Consider the following 18,145-nt stretch of genomic DNA (forward strand, 5'->3'; position numbering starts at 1 on the left):
AATGGGCTTTCGTTTGTCGAAGATCTATACACGCACCGGAGACGCAGGTGAAACCGGACTGGGTGACGGCCGCCGGGTCTCCAAGGATCATCCACGGGTCGAGGCCATTGGCGAAGTTGATACGCTCAACAGCCAGCTCGGCCTGCTGTTGGCTGGCCTCACTGAGCGAGCGCCGGTCGTTTCCGGGCTCGACGAGGTGATCGAAGTATTAGCGCCCTGCCAGCATCGGCTGTTCGATCTGGGCGGCGAGCTGGCGATGCCCACGTACAAGGCGCTGAACAGCGCCGAGGTCGAGCGCCTTGAAGCGGCGATTGACGTGTGGAACGAGGAACTGGGACCGCTGGAAAACTTCATTCTGCCCGGCGGCTCCGCACTGATCGCTCAGGCGCACGTGTGCCGCAGTCTGGCCCGCAGTGCCGAGCGCCGCTGTCAGCACCTGAATGCGGTCGAACCACTGGAAGGAGCTGGCCTGGCGTACATCAATCGATTGTCGGACCTGCTTTTCGTCGCAGCGCGAGTGATTGCCAGAAGACAAGGCATCGCCGAGATCCTGTGGCAGCCTGCGCCGAAGCCGGAGTGAGGTCGTTACGCGTCTCGCTGCGCTGAAGACCCGAGCGAGCTTGCTCGCGAAGGCGGTGTGTCAGGCGCTACATCCCTGCCGACTGTACCGGCCTTTTCGTGAGCAAGCTCACTCCCACGAGGTGTGGTGTCAATCCAGTGAAGCTTGTGTGTCACGCCACGCGAGACGCACAGGTAAGGATCAGCACTTATCAGGGTACGCGTCTTGCTGCCCGAAGATCCCGTGGGAGCGAGCTTGCTCGCGAAGGCGGTGTGTCAGGCGCTACATCCCTGCCGACTGTACCGGACAAAAAATGGGTATCAATCCAGTAAAGTCTGTGTGTCACGCCACGCGAAACGCACAGGTAACGATCAACACTTATCAGGGTACGCGTCTTGCTGCTCTGAAGATCCCGTGGGAGCGAGCTTGCTCGCGAAGGCGGTGTGTCAGGCGCTACATCCCTGCCGACTGTACCGGCCTTTTCGTGAGCAAGCTCACTCCCACGAGGTGTGGTGTCAATCCAGTGAAGCTTGTGTGTCACGCTACGCGAGACGCACAGGCAATGATCAGCACCTCTTAGACCTCTTGCGGCCAGAACGCACGTATTCCTGCAACGCCCTGAGCGCCGCTCTCCCACGCTTTGAGTTGCTCGGAGGGCCCCACGCCGCCCAACAGGTAAACCGGCCTGGTGAAGCCTTTGATAAGCTCGGTAGCCACCTCCCAGCCCAACGGCTGCGCATCGGGATGCGTCAAGGTTGGCTGTACCGGCGACAGGGTCACAAAATCCACGCCCATCTGTTCGGCCAGTGCCAGTTCTTCGGCGTTATGGCATGAAGCGGCCAGCCAGCGATCTTCTGGAAACGGACGCCCACGACTGGCGTACTTGCGCAGCTGCTCAGCAGTCAGGTGCCAGCCGGCAGAGGGGAAATCCCCAAGCCACTCCAGCGGCCCCTTGAGCATCAGTTGCGCCTTGCCCGCGCACAACCCCGCAGCATCCACCGCCATGTCGCGGTACTTGGGGTCGTAGCCGCCCGGCGCACGCAACTGAACCAGTTTGATGCCACCGGCGACAGCTTTCTGGATGCCGCGCAGCACCTCGATGTTGTCCAGCCCTTCCGGGGTGATCAGGTACTCGCCCGGCAGGCGTGCTGCCGCGACAATCGGTCGATTGGCCGCCGGAAAGTCGTAATTGGCCAGCTCACGTGAACTCGCCCAGGCCAGCGGCTGGCCTTCGGCACCGTGTGGCTCGCCGGTGAACGCCGAGACTTCCCACACATCCAGCAGCACGTGTTTGTCTGGATAGTCGTGCTGAATCTTGATCAGCGGACGTGCCGCAGTGACCATGATGCCCAGCTCTTCCTGCAGTTCACGCCGCAGCGCCGTCTCGACCGCCTCGCCCTCTTCGACCTTGCCGCCGGGAAACTCCCACAAACCGCCCTGGTGCTGACTGTCAGCCCGTCTGGCGATCAGGATCTTGCCATCAATGCCACGGATGACAGCGGCGGCCACGTGAACTCGTTTCACAATCAGGACTCCTCTAGAGCGGCCTGCTGCCAGCGCTGGAAAGCAGGCCACTGGTAGATGGCTTCAATGTAAGCAAGCGCCTCGTCAGGCAGCGCCACGCGATAGCCGCGCAAGCGGATCGCCACAGGGGCGAAAAACGCGTCGGCGATGCTCGGAAGACCGAACAGGAATGGACCGGCTTCCTTTGCGGCGGTGCGGCACTCGGCCCACAGCTGGACGATACGGTCGATGTCGTTCTGCGTGTCGACCGAAATCACTTCCAGCGCCTGATCGCGACGCAGGTCCATCGGCATGTTCGAACGCAGACTCACGAAACCGCTGTGCATCTGCGCACAGGCAGAACGCGCCTGAGCACGGGCGGCGGTGTCACGTGGCCACAACTCGATGTCCGGGAAACGCTCGACCAGGTACTCACAGATCGCCAGCGAATCGATGATGGTGCCGTGCTCGCACTGCAACGCGGGCACTTTGCCGGTAGGCGAATACTTGAGGATGTTCTCACGGGTGTCAGGCTGATTCAGGCGGACAACCTGATCGGTGAACGGTGCGCCGGTCATCTCCAGCACCAGCCAGGGACGCAGCGACCAGGAGGAATAGCGTTTGTCGCCGATGATTAGGTGCAGGCTCATGTTCAACTCCATTGAGTGGCGCAGGCGACCGAGCGCCCGCGCCGGAATGAATCAGGTGCGGTATTCCGCGTTGATCTTCACGTATTCGTGGGACAGATCGGTGGTCCAGATGGTTTCGCTGCAATCACCACGGCCCAACTCGATGCGGATAGTGATTTCTTCTTCAGCCATGACCGCCGAACCCTGCTCCTCAGTATAGGTTGTCGCGCGGCAGCCCTGGCTTGCGATGCAGACGTCGCTCAGGAACACGTCGATCTTGCTGACGTCCAGATCCGGCACACCTGCACGGCCAACGGCGGCCAGAATGCGGCCCCAGTTCGGATCGGAGGCGAACAGCGCGGTCTTGATCAGTGGCGAGTGAGCCACCGCGTAGCCGACGTCCAGACATTCCTGATGATTGCCACCACCATTGACTTCGACCGTGACGAACTTGGTCGCGCCCTCGCCGTCGCGCACGATCGCCTGAGCGACTTCCATGCACACTTCGAACACGGCTTTTTTCAAGGCTTCGAACAATGGGCCTTTGGCTTCGGTCACGTGCGGCACATTGGCCTGCCCGGTCGCGATCAGCATGCAGCAATCGTTGGTCGATGTGTCGCCATCGATGGTGATGCGGTTGAACGACTTGTTCGCGCCGTCGCGGATCAGGTCCTGCAGAACGCTCTGAGAAACCTTGGCGTCGGTGGCGATGTAGCCGAGCATGGTCGCCATGTTCGGCCGAATCATACCTGCGCCCTTGCTGATACCGGTCACCGTAACGGTCACGCCGTCGTGCTGGAACTGGCGGCTGGCGCCCTTGGGCAGGGTGTCGGTGGTCATGATGCCGGTGGCCGCAGCCGCCCAGTTATCCACAGACAGGTCGTCGAGGGCCGCTTGCAGCGCACCTTCGATCTTTTCCACAGGCAGCGGCTCACCGATAACGCCGGTGGAGTACGGCAGCACCGCAGACGCATCGACGCCGGTCAGCTCAGCCAGTTTCTCGCAGGTGCGACGCGCCGCGATCAGGCCTGGCTCGCCAGTGCCGGCATTGGCGTTGCCGGTATTGGTCAGCAGGTAGCGCACGGTGCCTTGCACGCGCTGCTTGGCCAGAATGACCGGTGCAGCGCAGAACGCGTTCAGCGTGAACACACCGGCAACGCTTGAGCCTTCGGCGCAGCGCATGACCACCACATCCTTGCGCCCCGGGCGTTTGATGCCGGCAGAAGAAATGCCAAGTTCAAAACCGGGAACCGGGTGCAGCGTAGGCAACGGACCAAGACCAACAGCCATCGGGGTGCTCCTCATGGAGTGTGTGCGCCGCCCACATCGGTACGGCGATCAATGAAAAAACGCCGCGACGGGCAAGCCGGTCGCGGCGCGGGTATTGCAGTGTCAGGACCTTAGTTGATCTGGCCGTGACAGTGCTTGAATTTCTTGCCCGAACCACACCAGCACAGCTCGTTGCGACCCAGCTTCTGGTCATTGCGAACCGGCGTTGTCGCTACAGCAACGGCCTCGCCCTCTTCCTCGATCAGCGCAGGCTGATCGATACCAGGGGCTTCAGCGTGTTCGAACTGCATGCGCTTGGCCAACTCCTCGGCTTCCTGACGCTGACGCGCCTCTTCTTCCTCGGGGTCTTCGCGACGAACCTGAACGTGGGACAGCACGCGGATGGTATCGCGCTTGATGGAGTCCAGCAGTTCCTGGAACAGGGTGAACGACTCGCGCTTGTATTCCTGCTTCGGGTTCTTCTGGGCGTAGCCACGCAGGTGAATACCGTGCCGCAGGTGATCCATGGTCGACAGGTGGTCTTTCCACAAATCGTCCAGAACACGCAACAGAATCTGCTTCTCGAAGGAGCGCAGCGCTTCGGCACTGGCCTGATCTTCCTTCTCGTTATAAGCGACCAGCAGTTGCTCCATGATCTTGGTGCGCAGGCTGTCTTCGTGCAGGTGATCGTCTTCGTCGAGCCATTGCTGAATCGGCAGCTTCACGGCGAAATCGGTGTTCAGTGCAGCTTCCAGACCCGCAACGTCCCACTGCTCAGGCAGCGATTGTGGCGGAATGTGCTGACTGATCAGGTTGTTCAGCACTTCTTCGCGGAAGTCGGTGATGGTTTCGCCGATATTGTTGGCGGCCAGCAACGTGTTACGCATGTGATAGATCACTTTGCGCTGCTCGTTGGCCACGTCGTCGAATTCCAGCAACTGTTTGCGAATGTCGAAGTTACGACCTTCGACCTTGCGCTGTGCTTTCTCGATGGCATTGGTGACCATGCGATGCTCGATGGCCTCGCCGGACTGCATGCCCAGCGCTTTCATGAAGTTCTTCACCCGGTCAGAGGCGAAAATGCGCATCAGGCTGTCTTCCAGCGACAGATAGAAACGGCTGGAGCCGGTATCACCCTGACGACCGGCACGACCGCGCAACTGGTTGTCGATACGGCGCGATTCGTGACGCTCGGACGCGATCACATGCAGACCGCCTGCCTCGATCACCTGCTGATGACGCTTCTGCCAGTCGGCCTTGATCTGCGCGACCTGCTCAGGCGTCGGGTCTTCAAGATTGGCAACTTCGACTTCCCAGTTACCGCCCAACAGGATGTCGGTACCGCGACCGGCCATGTTGGTGGCGATGGTCAGCGCGCCCGGACGACCCGCCTGAGCGATGATTTCCGCTTCTTTCTCGTGGAACTTGGCGTTCAGAACCTTGTGCTCGATGCCTTCTGCGTTAAGCAGACGGGACATGTGCTCGGAGGTCTCGATGGTCGCCGTACCCACCAGCACCGGACGGTTTTCCGCAAGGCAGGCCTTGATGTCAGTCACGATGGCCGCGTACTTCTCTTCCGCCGTCAGGTAGACGAGGTCGTTGAAGTCTTTACGGGCCAGCGGCTTGTTCGGCGGGATGACCATCACGGCCAGGTTGTAGATCTGGTGGAATTCGAACGCCTCGGTGTCGGCGGTACCGGTCATGCCGGACAGCTTGTTGTACAGACGGAAGTAGTTCTGGAACGTGGTCGACGCCAGTGTCTGGCTTTCGGCCTGAATGTTCAGGTTTTCCTTGGCTTCGATGGCCTGGTGCAGGCCCTCGGACAGGCGACGGCCCGGCATGGTACGACCGGTATGCTCGTCAACCAGCAACACCTGACCATCCTGGACGATGTACTCGACGTTGCGGTTGAACAGCTTGTGCGCACGCAGACCGGCGTAGACGTGGGTCAGCAGGCCCAGGTTATGCGCCGAATACAGGCTTTCGCCTTCGGCCAGCAGGCCGACTTCGGTGAGCATCTCTTCGATGAACTGGTGACCGGCTTCGTTCAGCTCGACCTGACGGGTCTTCTCGTCGACGGTGAAGTGACCGGCCTTGGTGACCTGACCTTCCACTTCCTCGATGTGCTGCTCGAGTTTAGGGATCAGTCGGTTGATTTCGGTGTAAAGCCTGGAGCTGTCTTCAGCCTGGCCGGAGATGATCAGCGGCGTCCGCGCTTCGTCGATCAGGATGGAGTCGACTTCGTCGATCACGGCAAAGTTGAGTTCACGCTGGAACTTGTCGTCCATGCTGAACGCCATGTTGTCGCGCAGGTAATCGAAGCCGTATTCGTTGTTGGTGCCGTAAGTGATGTCGGCGGCATAGGCTGCGCGCTTCTCTTCCGGCGGCTGGAACGGCGTGACGATCCCTACGGTCAGGCCGAGGAACTCGTACAACGGACGCATCCAGTTGGCGTCCCGGCGTGCCAGGTAGTCGTTCACGGTTACGACGTGAACGCCCTTGCCCGACAGCGCGTTGAGGTAGACCGCCAGGGTACCGACGAGCGTTTTACCCTCACCGGTACGCATCTCTGCGATCTGACCTTCGTGCAGGGTCATGCCGCCGATCAACTGGACGTCGAAGTGGCGCATGCCCATGACGCGCTTGCCCGCTTCACGCGCGACAGCGAATGCTTCCGGCAGCAATTGATCGAGGGTCTCGCCTTTGGCTATGCGGGCCTTGAACTCTTCGGTCTTGGCGCGCAATTGCTCGTCCGAAAGGGCCACCATTTGCTCTTCGAAGGCATTGACGAGCTGAACCGTCTTGAGCATGCGTTTGACTTCACGCTCGTTCTTGCTTCCAAAAAGTTTTTTTAACAAAGGCGCAAACATATCGACAGGATCTTCCACACATAGGAATGGAGGGCGGCCCCGTGAGTCGCCCGTGCAGCCCTGATGGCTGCATGCGAACGAGCATTCTACCCGGAAACGATGGTGAGGAAAGTGGCGTTATTCCACGATGCTGGCACAGCGCTGTGACGGGGCAGATTTACAATGGGGCCATTTTCAAGCACTTCAACCCATAAACAGGGGAAGTTACTCATTGATTTGCATATGAAAGCACGGAAAGGCCTCTGAAAGCAGCCGTTACAATGCTTTCTGTTAAGATGACCGCCTTGTCACCGAGGCACATCACCATGGCTTTCCGCCCTCTGAACGCTCGCGCGCCTGCGGTCCTGCTGCGCGAAGCCAAGCCCCTGAAGGCTATCTTCCGGCACGCCGAACGCCTGAGCCATTTGCAGCGCCTGCTTGAAAGCCAGCTGCAGCCTGCCGCCCGCGAGCATTGCCATGTAGCCTCGTGGCGCGAAGGCAGTCTGTTGCTGATCGTAACGGACGGCCACTGGGCCACTCGCCTGCGCTATCAACAGAAACGTTTGCACCGACAGCTGATTGCGTTCGACGAGTTCATCAACCTGACCCGCATCGTGTTCAAGGTACAGCCGCCGACAGCGCCACGGGGCGCGGCGACGCACACCATCGACCTGTCCACGGTCGCCGCCGAAAACATCCAGGCCACCGCTGAAGGCATCACTGACCCCAAGCTGCGCGCCGCACTGGAACGGTTGGCCAGCCATGCCAAGGATCGCAAATAAGCGCTCTGCCGCCTGCGCACTGGCTTCACGGAAATAAAAAAAGGCCGCCCGAGGGCAGCCTTTAAAGAACAAAAGGAAAGAGAGTAAAGCTTGCTTACACGGCCGCGACAGGACGCATGTAAGAAATAGGTGCCGTACTGGCATCCTCGAAGGTCACCACTTCCCACGCATCTTTCTGCTCGATCAACGTGCGCAGAAGACGGTTGTTCAGTGCATGCCCCGACTTGAAGCCCTTGAACTCACCAATCAGGCTATTGCCCAGCAGGTAGAGGTCACCGATGGCATCCAGGATTTTATGTTTGACGAATTCGTCCTCGTACCGCAGGCCGTCTTCGTTCAATACACCATCCTTGTCGACCACGATGGCGTTTTCCACACTGCCGCCGAGTGCGAGGTTGTGCTTGCGCAGGTACTCGATGTCACTCATGAACCCGAAGGTACGGGCACGGCTGACTTCCTTCACAAAGGAAGTGCTGGAAAAGTCCACGCTTGCACTCTGGGTGCGGTCACGGAAGACGGGGTGATCGAAATCGATCTCGAAACTGACCTTGAACCCTTCGAAAGGCACGAAAGTAGCGCGTTTACCGCCATCTTCCACTGTGACTTCACGCAGGATCCGGATGAATTTCTTCGGCGCGTCCTGTTCTTCCAGGCCTGCCGATTGAATCAGGAATACGAAAGGGCCTGCGCTGCCGTCCATGATTGGGACTTCGGAGGCAGAGAGCTCGACGTAGGCGTTATCGATGCCAAGGCCAGCCATGGCCGAGAGCAGGTGTTCCACCGTGTCAACTTTGACATCGCCGTTGACCAGCGTTGTCGAGAGTGTGGTGTCACCGACGTTTTCCGCACGCGCAGGGATCTGCACGACAGGGTCGAGGTCGGCTCGGCAAAACACGATGCCGGTATTCACAGGTGCGGGCTTGAGGGTCAGGTAAACCTTCTCCCCGGAGTGCAGACCTACACCTGTGGCACGGATAATATTTTTCAGGGTGCGTTGTTTAATCATGGCATGGGCCGCTTCAGCGCAAGTTGCGAACTGGTATCAACAAAGGCTGGCGATGATAGCAGACCATGCCTTTGCTGAACACCAATCACCCTAATACCCCTGATACATTTCATCAATCGGCCTGACGACGCAGGAAAGCCGGGATGTCCAGGTAGTCCAGATCATCGTTCGGGTTCATCTTCGCCGCTGCAGTGGCGCCAGCGTGTGCCTGATTGCGCATCACGGTAGGACGGTCCAGATCGCGATAGTTCACCGACGGGGCTTCCTGACGGGCCGCTGGCTGAGCCGAAGCCTGCTGAGTGGTCTGCAGGGTGTTGTCGATGACCTTCACAGGCTTCTCGATTTTCGCGCCCAGACCGGTCGCAACCACGGTCACGTGCAACTCGTCACGCATGTCCGGATCGATAACGGTACCGACCTTGACCATGGCGTGCTCGGAAGCGAACGCTTCGATGATGCTGCCCACGTCCGAGTACTCACCCAGAGACAGGTCAGGACCGGCAGTGATGTTGACCAGGATGCCACGCGCGCCCTGCAGGTTGACGTCTTCGAGCAGCGGGTTGCGAATGGCGGCTTCAGTCGCCTCACGTGCACGGTTCGGACCGCTGGCGCAGCCAGTGCCCATCATCGCCATGCCCATTTCGCTCATCACGGTACGTACGTCGGCGAAGTCGACGTTGATCATGCCCGGACGCTTGATGATGTCGGAGATACCGCGAACGGCACCCGCCAGTACATCGTCTGCCTTGGCGAAAGCCGACAGCAGGCTGGCGTCTTTACCCAGGATGGTCAGCAGCTTCTCGTTGGGAATGGTGATCAACGAGTCGACGCTTTCGGACAGCATGCGGATGCCTTCATCGGCGATCTGCATGCGCTTGCGACCTTCGAACGGGAACGGACGAGTGACGACTGCAACCGTCAGAATGCCCATTTCCTTGGCCACTTCGGCAATGATCGGTGCTGCACCGGTACCGGTACCGCCGCCCATGCCCGTGGTGATGAACACCATATTGGTGCCTTGCAGGACTTCTGCAATGCGCTCACGGTCTTCCAGTGCGGCCTGACGACCGACTTCCGGGTTGGCGCCAGCGCCAAGGCCCTTGGTCACGCCTGTGCCCAGTTGCAGAATGGTGCGCGCGCCGATGTTTTTCAGCGCTTGAGCGTCGGTGTTGGCGCAGATGAATTCGACGCCTTCAATGTTGCTCTTGACCATGTGATTGACAGCGTTACCGCCACCACCGCCTACACCGATGACCTTGATTACCGGGCTTTGCGGGACGTTGTCTACGAGTTCGAACATTTTCTCTCTCCTTCCGCTCTCTAGTTAGTTTGCCTACTGCCTGCCGCTATTACTTTTGAAGCCTTGAAGCTTTGAAACTCAGAAATTGCCCTGGACCCAACGCTTGATACGCTCAAGCACCGGGGCCTTGGGTTCGTCGCCGTAACTGCTGTTGCCGACAATCCCTGACAGCGAAATGCCGTCCGATTGTTTTTGCAGGCCGTACAGCAGCAGACCTACGCCTGTGGAGTAGATCGGGTTGCGCACGACATCAGCGAGCCCTTTGACGCTATGCGGAACGCCGAGGCGCACCGGCATGTGGAAGATTTCTTCGGCAAGTTCCACCGCACCTTCCATTTTCGAGGTACCGCCGGTCAGTACGATGCCGGCCGGGATCAGGTCTTCATAACCGCTGCGACGCAGCTCGGCCTGAATGAGGGTGAACAGCTCGTCGTAACGAGGTTCGACCACTTCGGCCAGGGCCTGGCGCGACAGCTCGCGAGGTGGACGGTCGCCCACGCTCGGTACTTTGATGGTTTCACCCGCACCGGCCAGTTTGGCCAGGGCACAGGCATAACGAATCTTGATTTCTTCGGCGTACTGGGTCGGGGTGCGCAACGCCATGGCGATGTCGTTGGTCACCTGATCGCCCGCAATCGGGATGACGGCAGTGTGACGAATCGCGCCTTCGGTGAAGATCGCGATGTCGGTGGTGCCGCCACCGATGTCCACCAGGCAGACGCCCAGCTCTTTCTCGTCATCGGTCAGGACCGAATAGGCCGAGGCCAGTTGCTCCAGAATGATGTCGTCGACTTCCAGGCCGCAGCGACGCACGCACTTCTCGATGTTCTGTGCAGCGTTCACTGCGCAGGTCACCACATGCACCTTGGCTTCCAGACGTACGCCCGACATGCCCAGTGGCTCACGCACGCCTTCCTGGTTATCGATCACGTAGTCCTGAGGCAGGGTGTGCAACACGCGCTGATCGGCAGGGATCGCGACGGCCTGGGCTGCGTCCAGTACCCGCTCCAGATCCGCAGAGCTGACTTCACGGTCGCGAATCGCCACGATGCCATGGGAGTTCAGGCTGCGAATGTGGTTGCCCGCAACACCGACGAACGCCGAGTGAATGCGGCAGCCAGCCATCAGTTGGGCCTCTTCCACGGCGCGCTGGATCGACTGCACGGTCGATTCGATATTCACCACCACGCCCTTCTTCAGGCCGCGGGAAGGATGAGTACCGATACCCACGATTTCCAGCGAGCCATCGGCCGCGACTTCGCCTACCAGTGCCACCACCTTGGAGGTACCGATATCCAGCCCGACGATCATTTTGCCGCTTTGCACATTTGCCATGGTCCTGCCTCTTATCAATTCTTCGCGACGGCGGGTTTGTCCGTCGTCGGCGCTGCCTGTTCACGCCACCCGACCGCCAGGCCGTTGGCGTAACGCAGGTCGATGCGCGCAATATTCGTGATTTGGTCTTTAAGCGTTTTGTCGTAAATCGCGATGAAGCGGCGCATTTTTTCAACGAGATGGTCGCGTCCCAGCAACAACTCGATTCCCGGACCGGCATTACCGGCCCCCGTGGTCAGGAACCAACTGCCACGCTCGCGCAATTCCAGGCGCACGATCGAAAATCCCAGGGGGCGCAACATCTGGCTCAATACCTGGTACTGCTGCATCACCTGCTGCTGAGCCCGCTGTGGGCCGAACAACTGGGGAAGGTGTTCATAATTGGACAGTTCACGCGGTGTGAAAGCCTGTCCCTGGTTGTTCAGCAAGGCTTCGTCACCCCAACGGGCAACGGGCAGTTGCTCTTCCAGGCGAATCACCACCTGGTCCGGCCACACGCGCCTGACTTCTGCGTGTGCAATCCATGGCATTTGCTCAAGCTCGGTGCGCATGGCCGCCAGATCGATCTTGAAGAAGCTCGACGCCACGAACGGTGCAATCCGCTGCTGCACGGCCTGCTGACTGATGTAACTCAGATCGCCCTGCACATTGATGCGCGTGATCGGGCGGTCGGCGTACGGCATCAATCGCAGGGCAGCCTCGTAAGTCCCGAACCCCAGAACGACCAACATGACAGGCCAGAACAGTCGCTTCAGGAAGCTGAAGTTCGGCTTGGGCATGCGCGACGACAGCGGTTCCTTGGCCACCATACGGCTGGCGCCACGAGGCACCGGCTTGCGGCCGGGGGCTGGTGGCTGTTGACGTGCCGAAGCGCCGTACATGCCTTACCCTCTCGCCTGAACGCTGTCGGCCAGAATCGCCAACACCAGTTGCTGGAAATCAAGGCCCGCAGCACGTGCCGCCATCGGGACCAGACTGTGGTCGGTCATGCCTGGCACCGTGTTGACTTCAAGCAGCCAGAACTTGCCGTTTTCGTCCTGCATGACATCCGTACGCGCCCAGCCTGCGATGCCAATGGCTTCGCACGCACGTGCTGTCAGTTGTTTGAGTTCCTGCTCGCGATCGTCGGCAAGCCCGCTCGGGATCCGATACTGGGTATCGGAGGCCAGGTACTTGGCGTCGTAATCATAAAAACTGTGAGGAGTGCCCAGGCCGATGGGCGGCAACACCTGGTCGCGCAGAGACGCCACAGTAAACTCGGGCCCCTGAATCCACTGCTCGACCAACACTTGCGAATCGTAGGTACTGGCGGCTTTCCAGGCGGCGATCAATGCTTCGACGCTGGTCACTTTAGCCATACCGATACTTGAGCCTTCATGGGCCGGTTTGACGATCAAAGGGAAGCCCAGTTCCGTCGCCGCGCAAATACAATCCTGCTCGCTGCCAAGTACCGCGTGCAAAGGCGTTGCAAGGCCCAGACTCTGCCACACCTGCTTGGTGCGCAGCTTGTCCATCGCCAGTGCCGAAGCCAGTACGCCGCTGCCGGTATATGGAATGTCCAGACATTCCAGCAGCCCCTGCATCGTGCCGTCTTCGCCACCGCGACCGTGCAATACGATGAAGGCGCGATCAATCTTTTCGCTGACCAGACGCTGCAGGAAATCGTCACCCACGTCGATGCCGAACGCGTCCACGCCCGCCGCGAGCAAAGCGTCCAGCACTGCTTGCCCGGACTTCAGGGAGACTTCCCGCTCGGCACTCTTGCCGCCGAACAGCACGGCAACGCGGCCGAAGCTGTTCGGCGCCAGTGTCGAGCGCAGGGAAGACGGGGTAACGGCTGTCATTTCAGCTTACCTTCGGTTGAAGCCACTTTTGCGCCGACGAACAGCGGACTCTTGAGCAGTTGCGGAGCCAGACCACCAATGTCGCCCGCGCCCTGGCACAGCAGGATGTCGCCGGCACGCAGCAGCGGCTTGACCAGCGGGGCCAGTTCGACGCCGCGTTCGATGTAGATCGGGTCGAGCTGACCACGCTGACGAATGCTGTGGCACAGGTTGCGGCTGTCTGCACCGGGGATCGGTTCTTCACCGGCCGGGTAGACTTCCATCAGCAGCAGAACGTTGGCATCGGCCAGAACCTGCACGAAATCGTCATACAGATCGCGGGTGCGGCTGAATCGGTGCGGCTGGTAAACCATGACCAGACGCCTATCCGGCCAGCCACCGCGCACGGCGTTGATCACTGCTGCCACTTCACGCGGGTGATGGCCATAGTCGTCGACCAGCATCACGTTGCCGCCGTCGACCGGCAGTTCGCCGTAAACCTGGAAGCGACGACCCACGCCCTGGAAGCCCGACAACCCCTGAACGATGGCCTCATCACTGACGCCTTCGTCAGTGGCGATGGCAATGGTTGCCAGCGAGTTGAGGACGTTGTGATTGCCCGGCATGTTCACGGACACGTCCAGCGGCTCGCGGTCGCGACGCAGCACGGTGAAGAACGTCAGCATGCCATCCTGGCGCACATTGATGGCGCGCACGTCAGCCGTCTCGCTGAAGCCGTAGGTCAGGGTCGGACGCTTGACCAGTGGCAGAATCTCGCGCACCACCGGATCGTCGATGCACATCACCGCCAGCCCGTAGAACGGCAGGTTATGAAGGAACTCGACAAACGTCTTCTTCAGCTTGTTGAAGTCGCCTTCATAGGTCGCCATGTGGTCGGCGTCGATGTTGGTGACCACCGCAACCAGCGGTTGCAGGTGCAGGAAACTGGCATCACTTTCGTCAGCTTCGGCGATCAGGTAACGGCTGGTGCCCAACTGTGCGTTGGTGCCTGCAGCATTCAGACGGCCACCGATCACGAACGTCGGGTCCAGGCCACCGGCCGCAAACACCGAAGCGATCAGGCTGGTGGTGGTGGTCTTGCCATGCGTGCCGGCCACGGCAATACCGTGGCGGTAGCGCATCAGCTCGGCGAGCATTTCGGCACGTGGCACAACCGGGATACGGCGTTCAAGCGCGGTCGCCACTTCCGGGTTGGACGTGTTGACCGCACTGGACACCACCAGCACATCAGCGCCTGCCGTGTTTTCAGCACGATGACCGAGGAAGATCTGCGCGCCGAACGATTCGAGGCGTTCGGTCACGGCGGAGCTCTTGAGGTCGGAACCCGACACTTCATAGCCCAGGTTCAGCAGCACCTCGGCAATACCGCACATGCCGACGCCGCCGATACCGACGAAGTGGATACGACGGATACGACGCATTTCAGGTTGCGGCATGGCGCGTTGATTCTCAACCATTGACCACCTCCACACAGACATCGACCACGGTATTGGTTGCATCGGGCTTGGCCAGGCGACGTGCCGTGCGGGCCATGCTGTTCAATTGTTCGGGTTGCATCAAAACCTCTTTCAGGCGAGCAGCCATCTCGGCTACGCCAGTTGTCGCTTGCGGCATGACGAAGGCTGCGCCTTCGCGGGCCAGATAGTCAGCGTTACGTGACTGATGGTCATCGATCGCGTGGGGCAGCGGGATCAACAACGATGGCAGGCCAGCGGCCGCCAGTTCGCTGATGGTCAACGCACCTGCGCGACAAACCACCAGATCGGCCCAGCTGTACGCTTGAGCCATGTTCTGGATAAACGGCGCGACCTGCGCCTCGACACCTGCTGTGCGATAGCGCTCGGCAGTGATTTCGTCGTGATGTTTGCCGGCCTGGTGGAACACCTCGGGACGCAGGTCCTCGGGCAATTGCGCCAGTGCTTCAGGCAGTAACTTGTTCAGCGGCTCGGCACCCAGGCTTCCACCCAGCACCAGCAGACGTGCCTTGCGCCCGACCAGTGTCTGACGCGGCGTTTCAAGGAACAGCTCGACACGCACCGGGTTGCCGGTGGTACGGCGCTTGCCAGACGCAGCGAATGTATTCGGGAACGCCTCGCACACGCGGCTGGCGAATGAGGCCAGGCTGCGGTTGGCGGTGCCCGCGACAGCGTTCTGTTCGTGAATGATCAACGGCACGCCCGCCAGCTTCGCCGCCAGACCACCGGGGCCTGTGACATAGCCGCCGAAGCCGACCACGCAGACAGGTTTAAGCTCACGCACGACCTTGCGGGCCTGCATCAGCGCCTTGAACAGCATCAGCGGCGCTTTGAGCAGGGACAAACGACCCTTGCCGCGCAAGCCGGTCACATTGATCAGGTGCAGCGTGAGACCCGCCTGCGGAACGAGTTCGTTCTCGATCCCGCGCGGCGTGCCCAGCCAGTGAACCTTGTAGCCACGTGCCTGGAATTCGCGGGCGCAGGCGAGCGCCGGGAACACGTGCCCGCCGGTGCCGCCTGCCATGATCAGCACATTAGCGTCCATGGGGCGTCTCCTCGGCGAAGTCGCTTTCCTTGAACTCGGCCTCTTCACTGCCCATGTTGTTGCGCGATTCCCACTCGATGCGCAGCAGCAGGCCAAGGCTTGCACAGCAGATCACCAACGAACTGCCGCCATAGCTCAGGAACGGCAAGGTCAGCCCCTTGGTGGGCAACAGGCCGACGTTCACGCCGATGTTGATCAGGAACTGACCGATCCACAGGAACGACAGACCGTACGCGACGTAGGCACCAAAGAACTGTTTGGCCCGTTCTGCCCACATGCCGATGTACATGCCGCGGATACTGACGAACAGGAACAAGGCGACCGTGAGCAGCGAACCCACCACGCCCAGTTCTTCAGCGAGCACGGAGAACACGAAGTCGGTATGCGCTTCCGGCAGATAGAATTGTTTCTGAACGCTGTTGCCAAGGCCCACACCGAACCATTCGCCGCGCCCAAAGGCAATCAACGCCTGGGTCAACTGATAGCCGGAACCGAACTGGTCAGCCCACGGGTCGGTGAAGTTGGTCAGACGCGCCATCCGGTAAGGCTGAGCCTGTACCAGCACCACGACCGACGCGACAGCCAGCACCACCATCAGCGAAAAGCGGAACAGGCCCACACCGCCGAGAAACAGCATTGCGGCCGCAGCGCCCATCATCACGACCGTTGCCCCGAAGTCAGGCTCCATCAGCAACAGGCCCGCCATCGGCAGCAGCACGATGAACGGCTTGAAAAAGCCCATCCAGCTCTCGCGCACTTCCTGCTGACGACGGATCAGGTAGCCGGCCAGGAAGATCACGACGAACACCTTGGCGATTTCCGAAGGCTGCACGTTGAACGCACCGAAGCCGATCCAGCGCATCGAACCATTGACCTCGCGTCCGATGCCGGGCACCAGCACCATCAGCAGCAGGCCGAAGGCACCGATCAGCATCAGCCAGCCCAGACGTTGCCAGGTGGCGACCGGGATCATCATGGTCACGCCGCACGCGCCCAGGCCGATCAGCAGGTAGACCAGGTGGCGGGTCATCATGTAAAGGGTATTGCCCGATTGCACGGCAGCCACTTCCGATGACGCGGAAGTGATCATCACCAGACCCAGGCCCAGCAGTGCGAGACAGCCAACCAGCATCGGGAAGTCGAGGTCGATGCCCCGTCCGCTGATCAGGGGCGATGGATACGGCTTGATCACACCGAAGATCATGACAAGCACTCCACTGCCTGCGCGAACACTCGCCCGCGCTCTTCATAATTCTTGAACATGTCCAGACTGGCGCAGGCCGGGGACAGCAACACTGCGTCGCCGTCCTGAGCCAGTTCAGCGCTACGCTCGACCGCGGCTTGCAGCGTGTCGACACGTACCAGCGGTGCGGCGTCGCCCAGTGCCGCAGCAAGCCGCTCGGCATCACGCCCCAGCAGCACGACAGTGCGGCAATGCGCAGCGACGGCCGAACGCAGAGCACCGAAATCAGCACCTTTGCCGTCGCCACCGGCGATCAACACCAGCTTGCCCGGAATATCGGCACCCAGGCCTTCGATGGCAGCCAGTGCAGCGCCGACATTGGTGGCTTTCGAATCGTTGTAGTAATGAACGCCGTTCAGTTCCCTGACCCACTGGCAGCGATGCTCAAGACCGGTGAATTCGCGCAGCGCAGCCAGCATGGCGTCGAACGGCAGACCGACCGCATGGCCCAGCGCCAATGCCGCCAGTGCGTTGGCCTGGTTATGGGCGCCGCGCATTTTCAGGTCGCGAACCGGCATCAGGTTCTCGAACTGGAACGCAAGGTACTTTTCGCCACCCTCTTCACGCAGGCCGAAGCCATGGAAGTCGGGCTTGTTCAGACCGAAGGTCCAGCACGGCAGACCCTCGCCGATCAGCGGACGAGACAGTGCGTCCTGACGATTGACCACCACCTGACGAGCGCCGCGGAAGATCCGGTGCTTGGCCAGATGGTAGGCAGGCAGGCCGCTGTAACGGTCCATGTGGTCTTCGCTGATGTTCAGCACGGTCGCCACTTCGGCGTTGAGCTGATCGGTGGTCTCCAGTTGAAAGCTGGACAATTCCATCACGTACAGCTCAACGTCGTCGCTGAGCAGATCCAGCGCCGGAGTACCCAGATTACCGCCCACGGCAACACGCTTGCCTGCGGCCACGGCCATATCGCCAACCAGCGTCGTGACAGTGCTTTTCGCATTGGAACCGGTGATGGCCACGATAGGCGCTTTCGCGTAGCGCGCGAACAGCTCGATATCGCCCGCCATCTTCACGCCACGCGCCTGCGCCTGCTGCAAGGCAGGCGTCGCGAGGGCAAGCCCCGGGCTGACGTAGACTTCGTCGGCACGGCAGAGGAACTCGACGTCCAGCTCGCCACAACGCACTTCCACCTGCGGGTAATCCCGGCGCAAGGTCGCCAGTTCCGGCGGATTCTCCCGCGTGTCGGCCACGGCAAACGACACGCCCTGGTTCGCCAGGAAGCGAACCAGGGACATGCCGCTTTTGCCTAGACCCACGACAATGCGGAAGCGGTCGGAAACGATCAGGGACACTC

At 60.6% G+C, this 18,145-nt stretch carries 15 protein-coding genes; 2 read left to right on the forward strand and 13 right to left on the reverse strand.

Annotation, left to right across the window (positions count from 1 at the left end):
• Window position 1 precedes the first annotated feature (1 nt).
• Window positions 2-580: a cob(I)yrinic acid a,c-diamide adenosyltransferase gene (locus BUB69_RS15490; protein WP_073168259.1), complete on the forward strand. Its 579-nt coding sequence runs from the start codon at window positions 2-4 to the stop codon at window positions 578-580.
• 555 nt (window positions 581-1,135) lie between these two features.
• On the opposite strand, the gene BUB69_RS15495 is transcribed toward BUB69_RS15490, so the two are convergent.
• The 4 genes from BUB69_RS15495 to secA all read right to left on the reverse strand — a co-directional run bounded on the left by BUB69_RS15495 (window position 1,136) and on the right by secA (window position 6,830).
• Window positions 1,136-2,083, reverse strand: a complete 948-nt coding sequence (locus BUB69_RS15495; RefSeq protein WP_073168261.1) for a Nudix family hydrolase — start codon at window positions 2,081-2,083, stop codon at window positions 1,136-1,138.
• Window positions 2,084-2,085: 2 nt separating this feature from the next.
• Window positions 2,086-2,712 (reverse strand): glutathione S-transferase family protein, encoded by a 627-nt coding sequence (locus tag BUB69_RS15500; protein WP_073168263.1) that lies wholly within the window; start codon window positions 2,710-2,712, stop codon window positions 2,086-2,088.
• Window positions 2,713-2,763: 51 nt separating this feature from the next.
• Window positions 2,764-3,981, reverse strand: a complete 1,218-nt coding sequence (argJ, locus tag BUB69_RS15505) for a bifunctional glutamate N-acetyltransferase/amino-acid acetyltransferase ArgJ (RefSeq protein WP_073168265.1) — start codon at window positions 3,979-3,981, stop codon at window positions 2,764-2,766.
• A 110-nt stretch (window positions 3,982-4,091) separates the two neighbouring features.
• A complete protein-coding gene (secA, locus tag BUB69_RS15510) occupies window positions 4,092-6,830 on the reverse strand; it encodes a preprotein translocase subunit SecA (protein ID WP_073168267.1) in 2,739 nt (912 codons plus the stop codon).
• A 305-nt stretch (window positions 6,831-7,135) separates the two neighbouring features.
• On the opposite strand from secA, the gene BUB69_RS15515 reads away from it, so the two are divergent.
• Window positions 7,136-7,591 carry a DUF721 domain-containing protein gene (locus BUB69_RS15515; RefSeq protein WP_024687123.1) on the forward strand — a complete coding sequence of 152 codons (456 nt, stop codon included), beginning with the start codon at window positions 7,136-7,138 and terminating at the stop codon, window positions 7,589-7,591.
• A 94-nt stretch (window positions 7,592-7,685) separates the two neighbouring features.
• Here BUB69_RS15515 and lpxC read toward each other — a convergent pair whose 3' ends face one another.
• The 9 genes from lpxC to murD all read right to left on the reverse strand — a co-directional run bounded on the left by lpxC (window position 7,686) and on the right by murD (window position 18,143).
• Window positions 7,686-8,597 carry a UDP-3-O-acyl-N-acetylglucosamine deacetylase gene (lpxC, locus tag BUB69_RS15520; protein WP_073168272.1) on the reverse strand — a complete coding sequence of 304 codons (912 nt, stop codon included), beginning with the start codon at window positions 8,595-8,597 and terminating at the stop codon, window positions 7,686-7,688.
• A 112-nt stretch (window positions 8,598-8,709) separates the two neighbouring features.
• Window positions 8,710-9,897, reverse strand: a complete 1,188-nt coding sequence (gene ftsZ, locus BUB69_RS15525) for a cell division protein FtsZ (RefSeq protein ID WP_024687125.1) — start codon at window positions 9,895-9,897, stop codon at window positions 8,710-8,712.
• Window positions 9,898-9,975: 78 nt separating this feature from the next.
• A complete protein-coding gene (gene ftsA / locus BUB69_RS15530) occupies window positions 9,976-11,232 on the reverse strand; it encodes a cell division protein FtsA (protein WP_004881500.1) in 1,257 nt (418 codons plus the stop codon).
• 14 nt (window positions 11,233-11,246) lie between these two features.
• Window positions 11,247-12,113, reverse strand: coding sequence for a cell division protein FtsQ/DivIB (locus BUB69_RS15535; RefSeq protein WP_024687126.1), 867 nt, complete (start codon window positions 12,111-12,113; stop codon window positions 11,247-11,249).
• Between the two features lie 3 nt (window positions 12,114-12,116).
• On the reverse strand, window positions 12,117-13,076 hold the full coding sequence (locus BUB69_RS15540; RefSeq protein ID WP_073168274.1) for a D-alanine--D-alanine ligase: 960 nt from the start codon (window positions 13,074-13,076) through the stop codon (window positions 12,117-12,119).
• Complete coding sequence (gene murC, locus BUB69_RS15545; RefSeq protein WP_073168276.1) at window positions 13,073-14,533, reverse strand: UDP-N-acetylmuramate--L-alanine ligase; 1,461 nt, start codon at window positions 14,531-14,533, stop codon at window positions 13,073-13,075. Before murC ends, BUB69_RS15540 begins: the two co-directional genes overlap by 4 nt.
• A complete protein-coding gene (gene murG, locus BUB69_RS15550) occupies window positions 14,526-15,596 on the reverse strand; it encodes an undecaprenyldiphospho-muramoylpentapeptide beta-N-acetylglucosaminyltransferase (RefSeq protein WP_024687129.1) in 1,071 nt (356 codons plus the stop codon). The genes murC and murG overlap by 8 nt, the downstream gene beginning before the upstream one ends.
• Window positions 15,586-16,800: a putative lipid II flippase FtsW gene (gene ftsW / locus BUB69_RS15555; protein WP_073168278.1), complete on the reverse strand. Its 1,215-nt coding sequence runs from the start codon at window positions 16,798-16,800 to the stop codon at window positions 15,586-15,588. Before ftsW ends, murG begins: the two co-directional genes overlap by 11 nt.
• Window positions 16,797-18,143 carry a UDP-N-acetylmuramoyl-L-alanine--D-glutamate ligase gene (gene murD / locus BUB69_RS15560; RefSeq protein ID WP_073168280.1) on the reverse strand — a complete coding sequence of 449 codons (1,347 nt, stop codon included), beginning with the start codon at window positions 18,141-18,143 and terminating at the stop codon, window positions 16,797-16,799. Before murD ends, ftsW begins: the two co-directional genes overlap by 4 nt.
• Window positions 18,144-18,145: the final 2 nt, after the last annotated feature.

It is taken from the genome of Pseudomonas asturiensis (genome assembly GCF_900143095.1).
Lineage (GTDB): Bacteria > Pseudomonadota > Gammaproteobacteria > Pseudomonadales > Pseudomonadaceae > Aquipseudomonas > Aquipseudomonas asturiensis.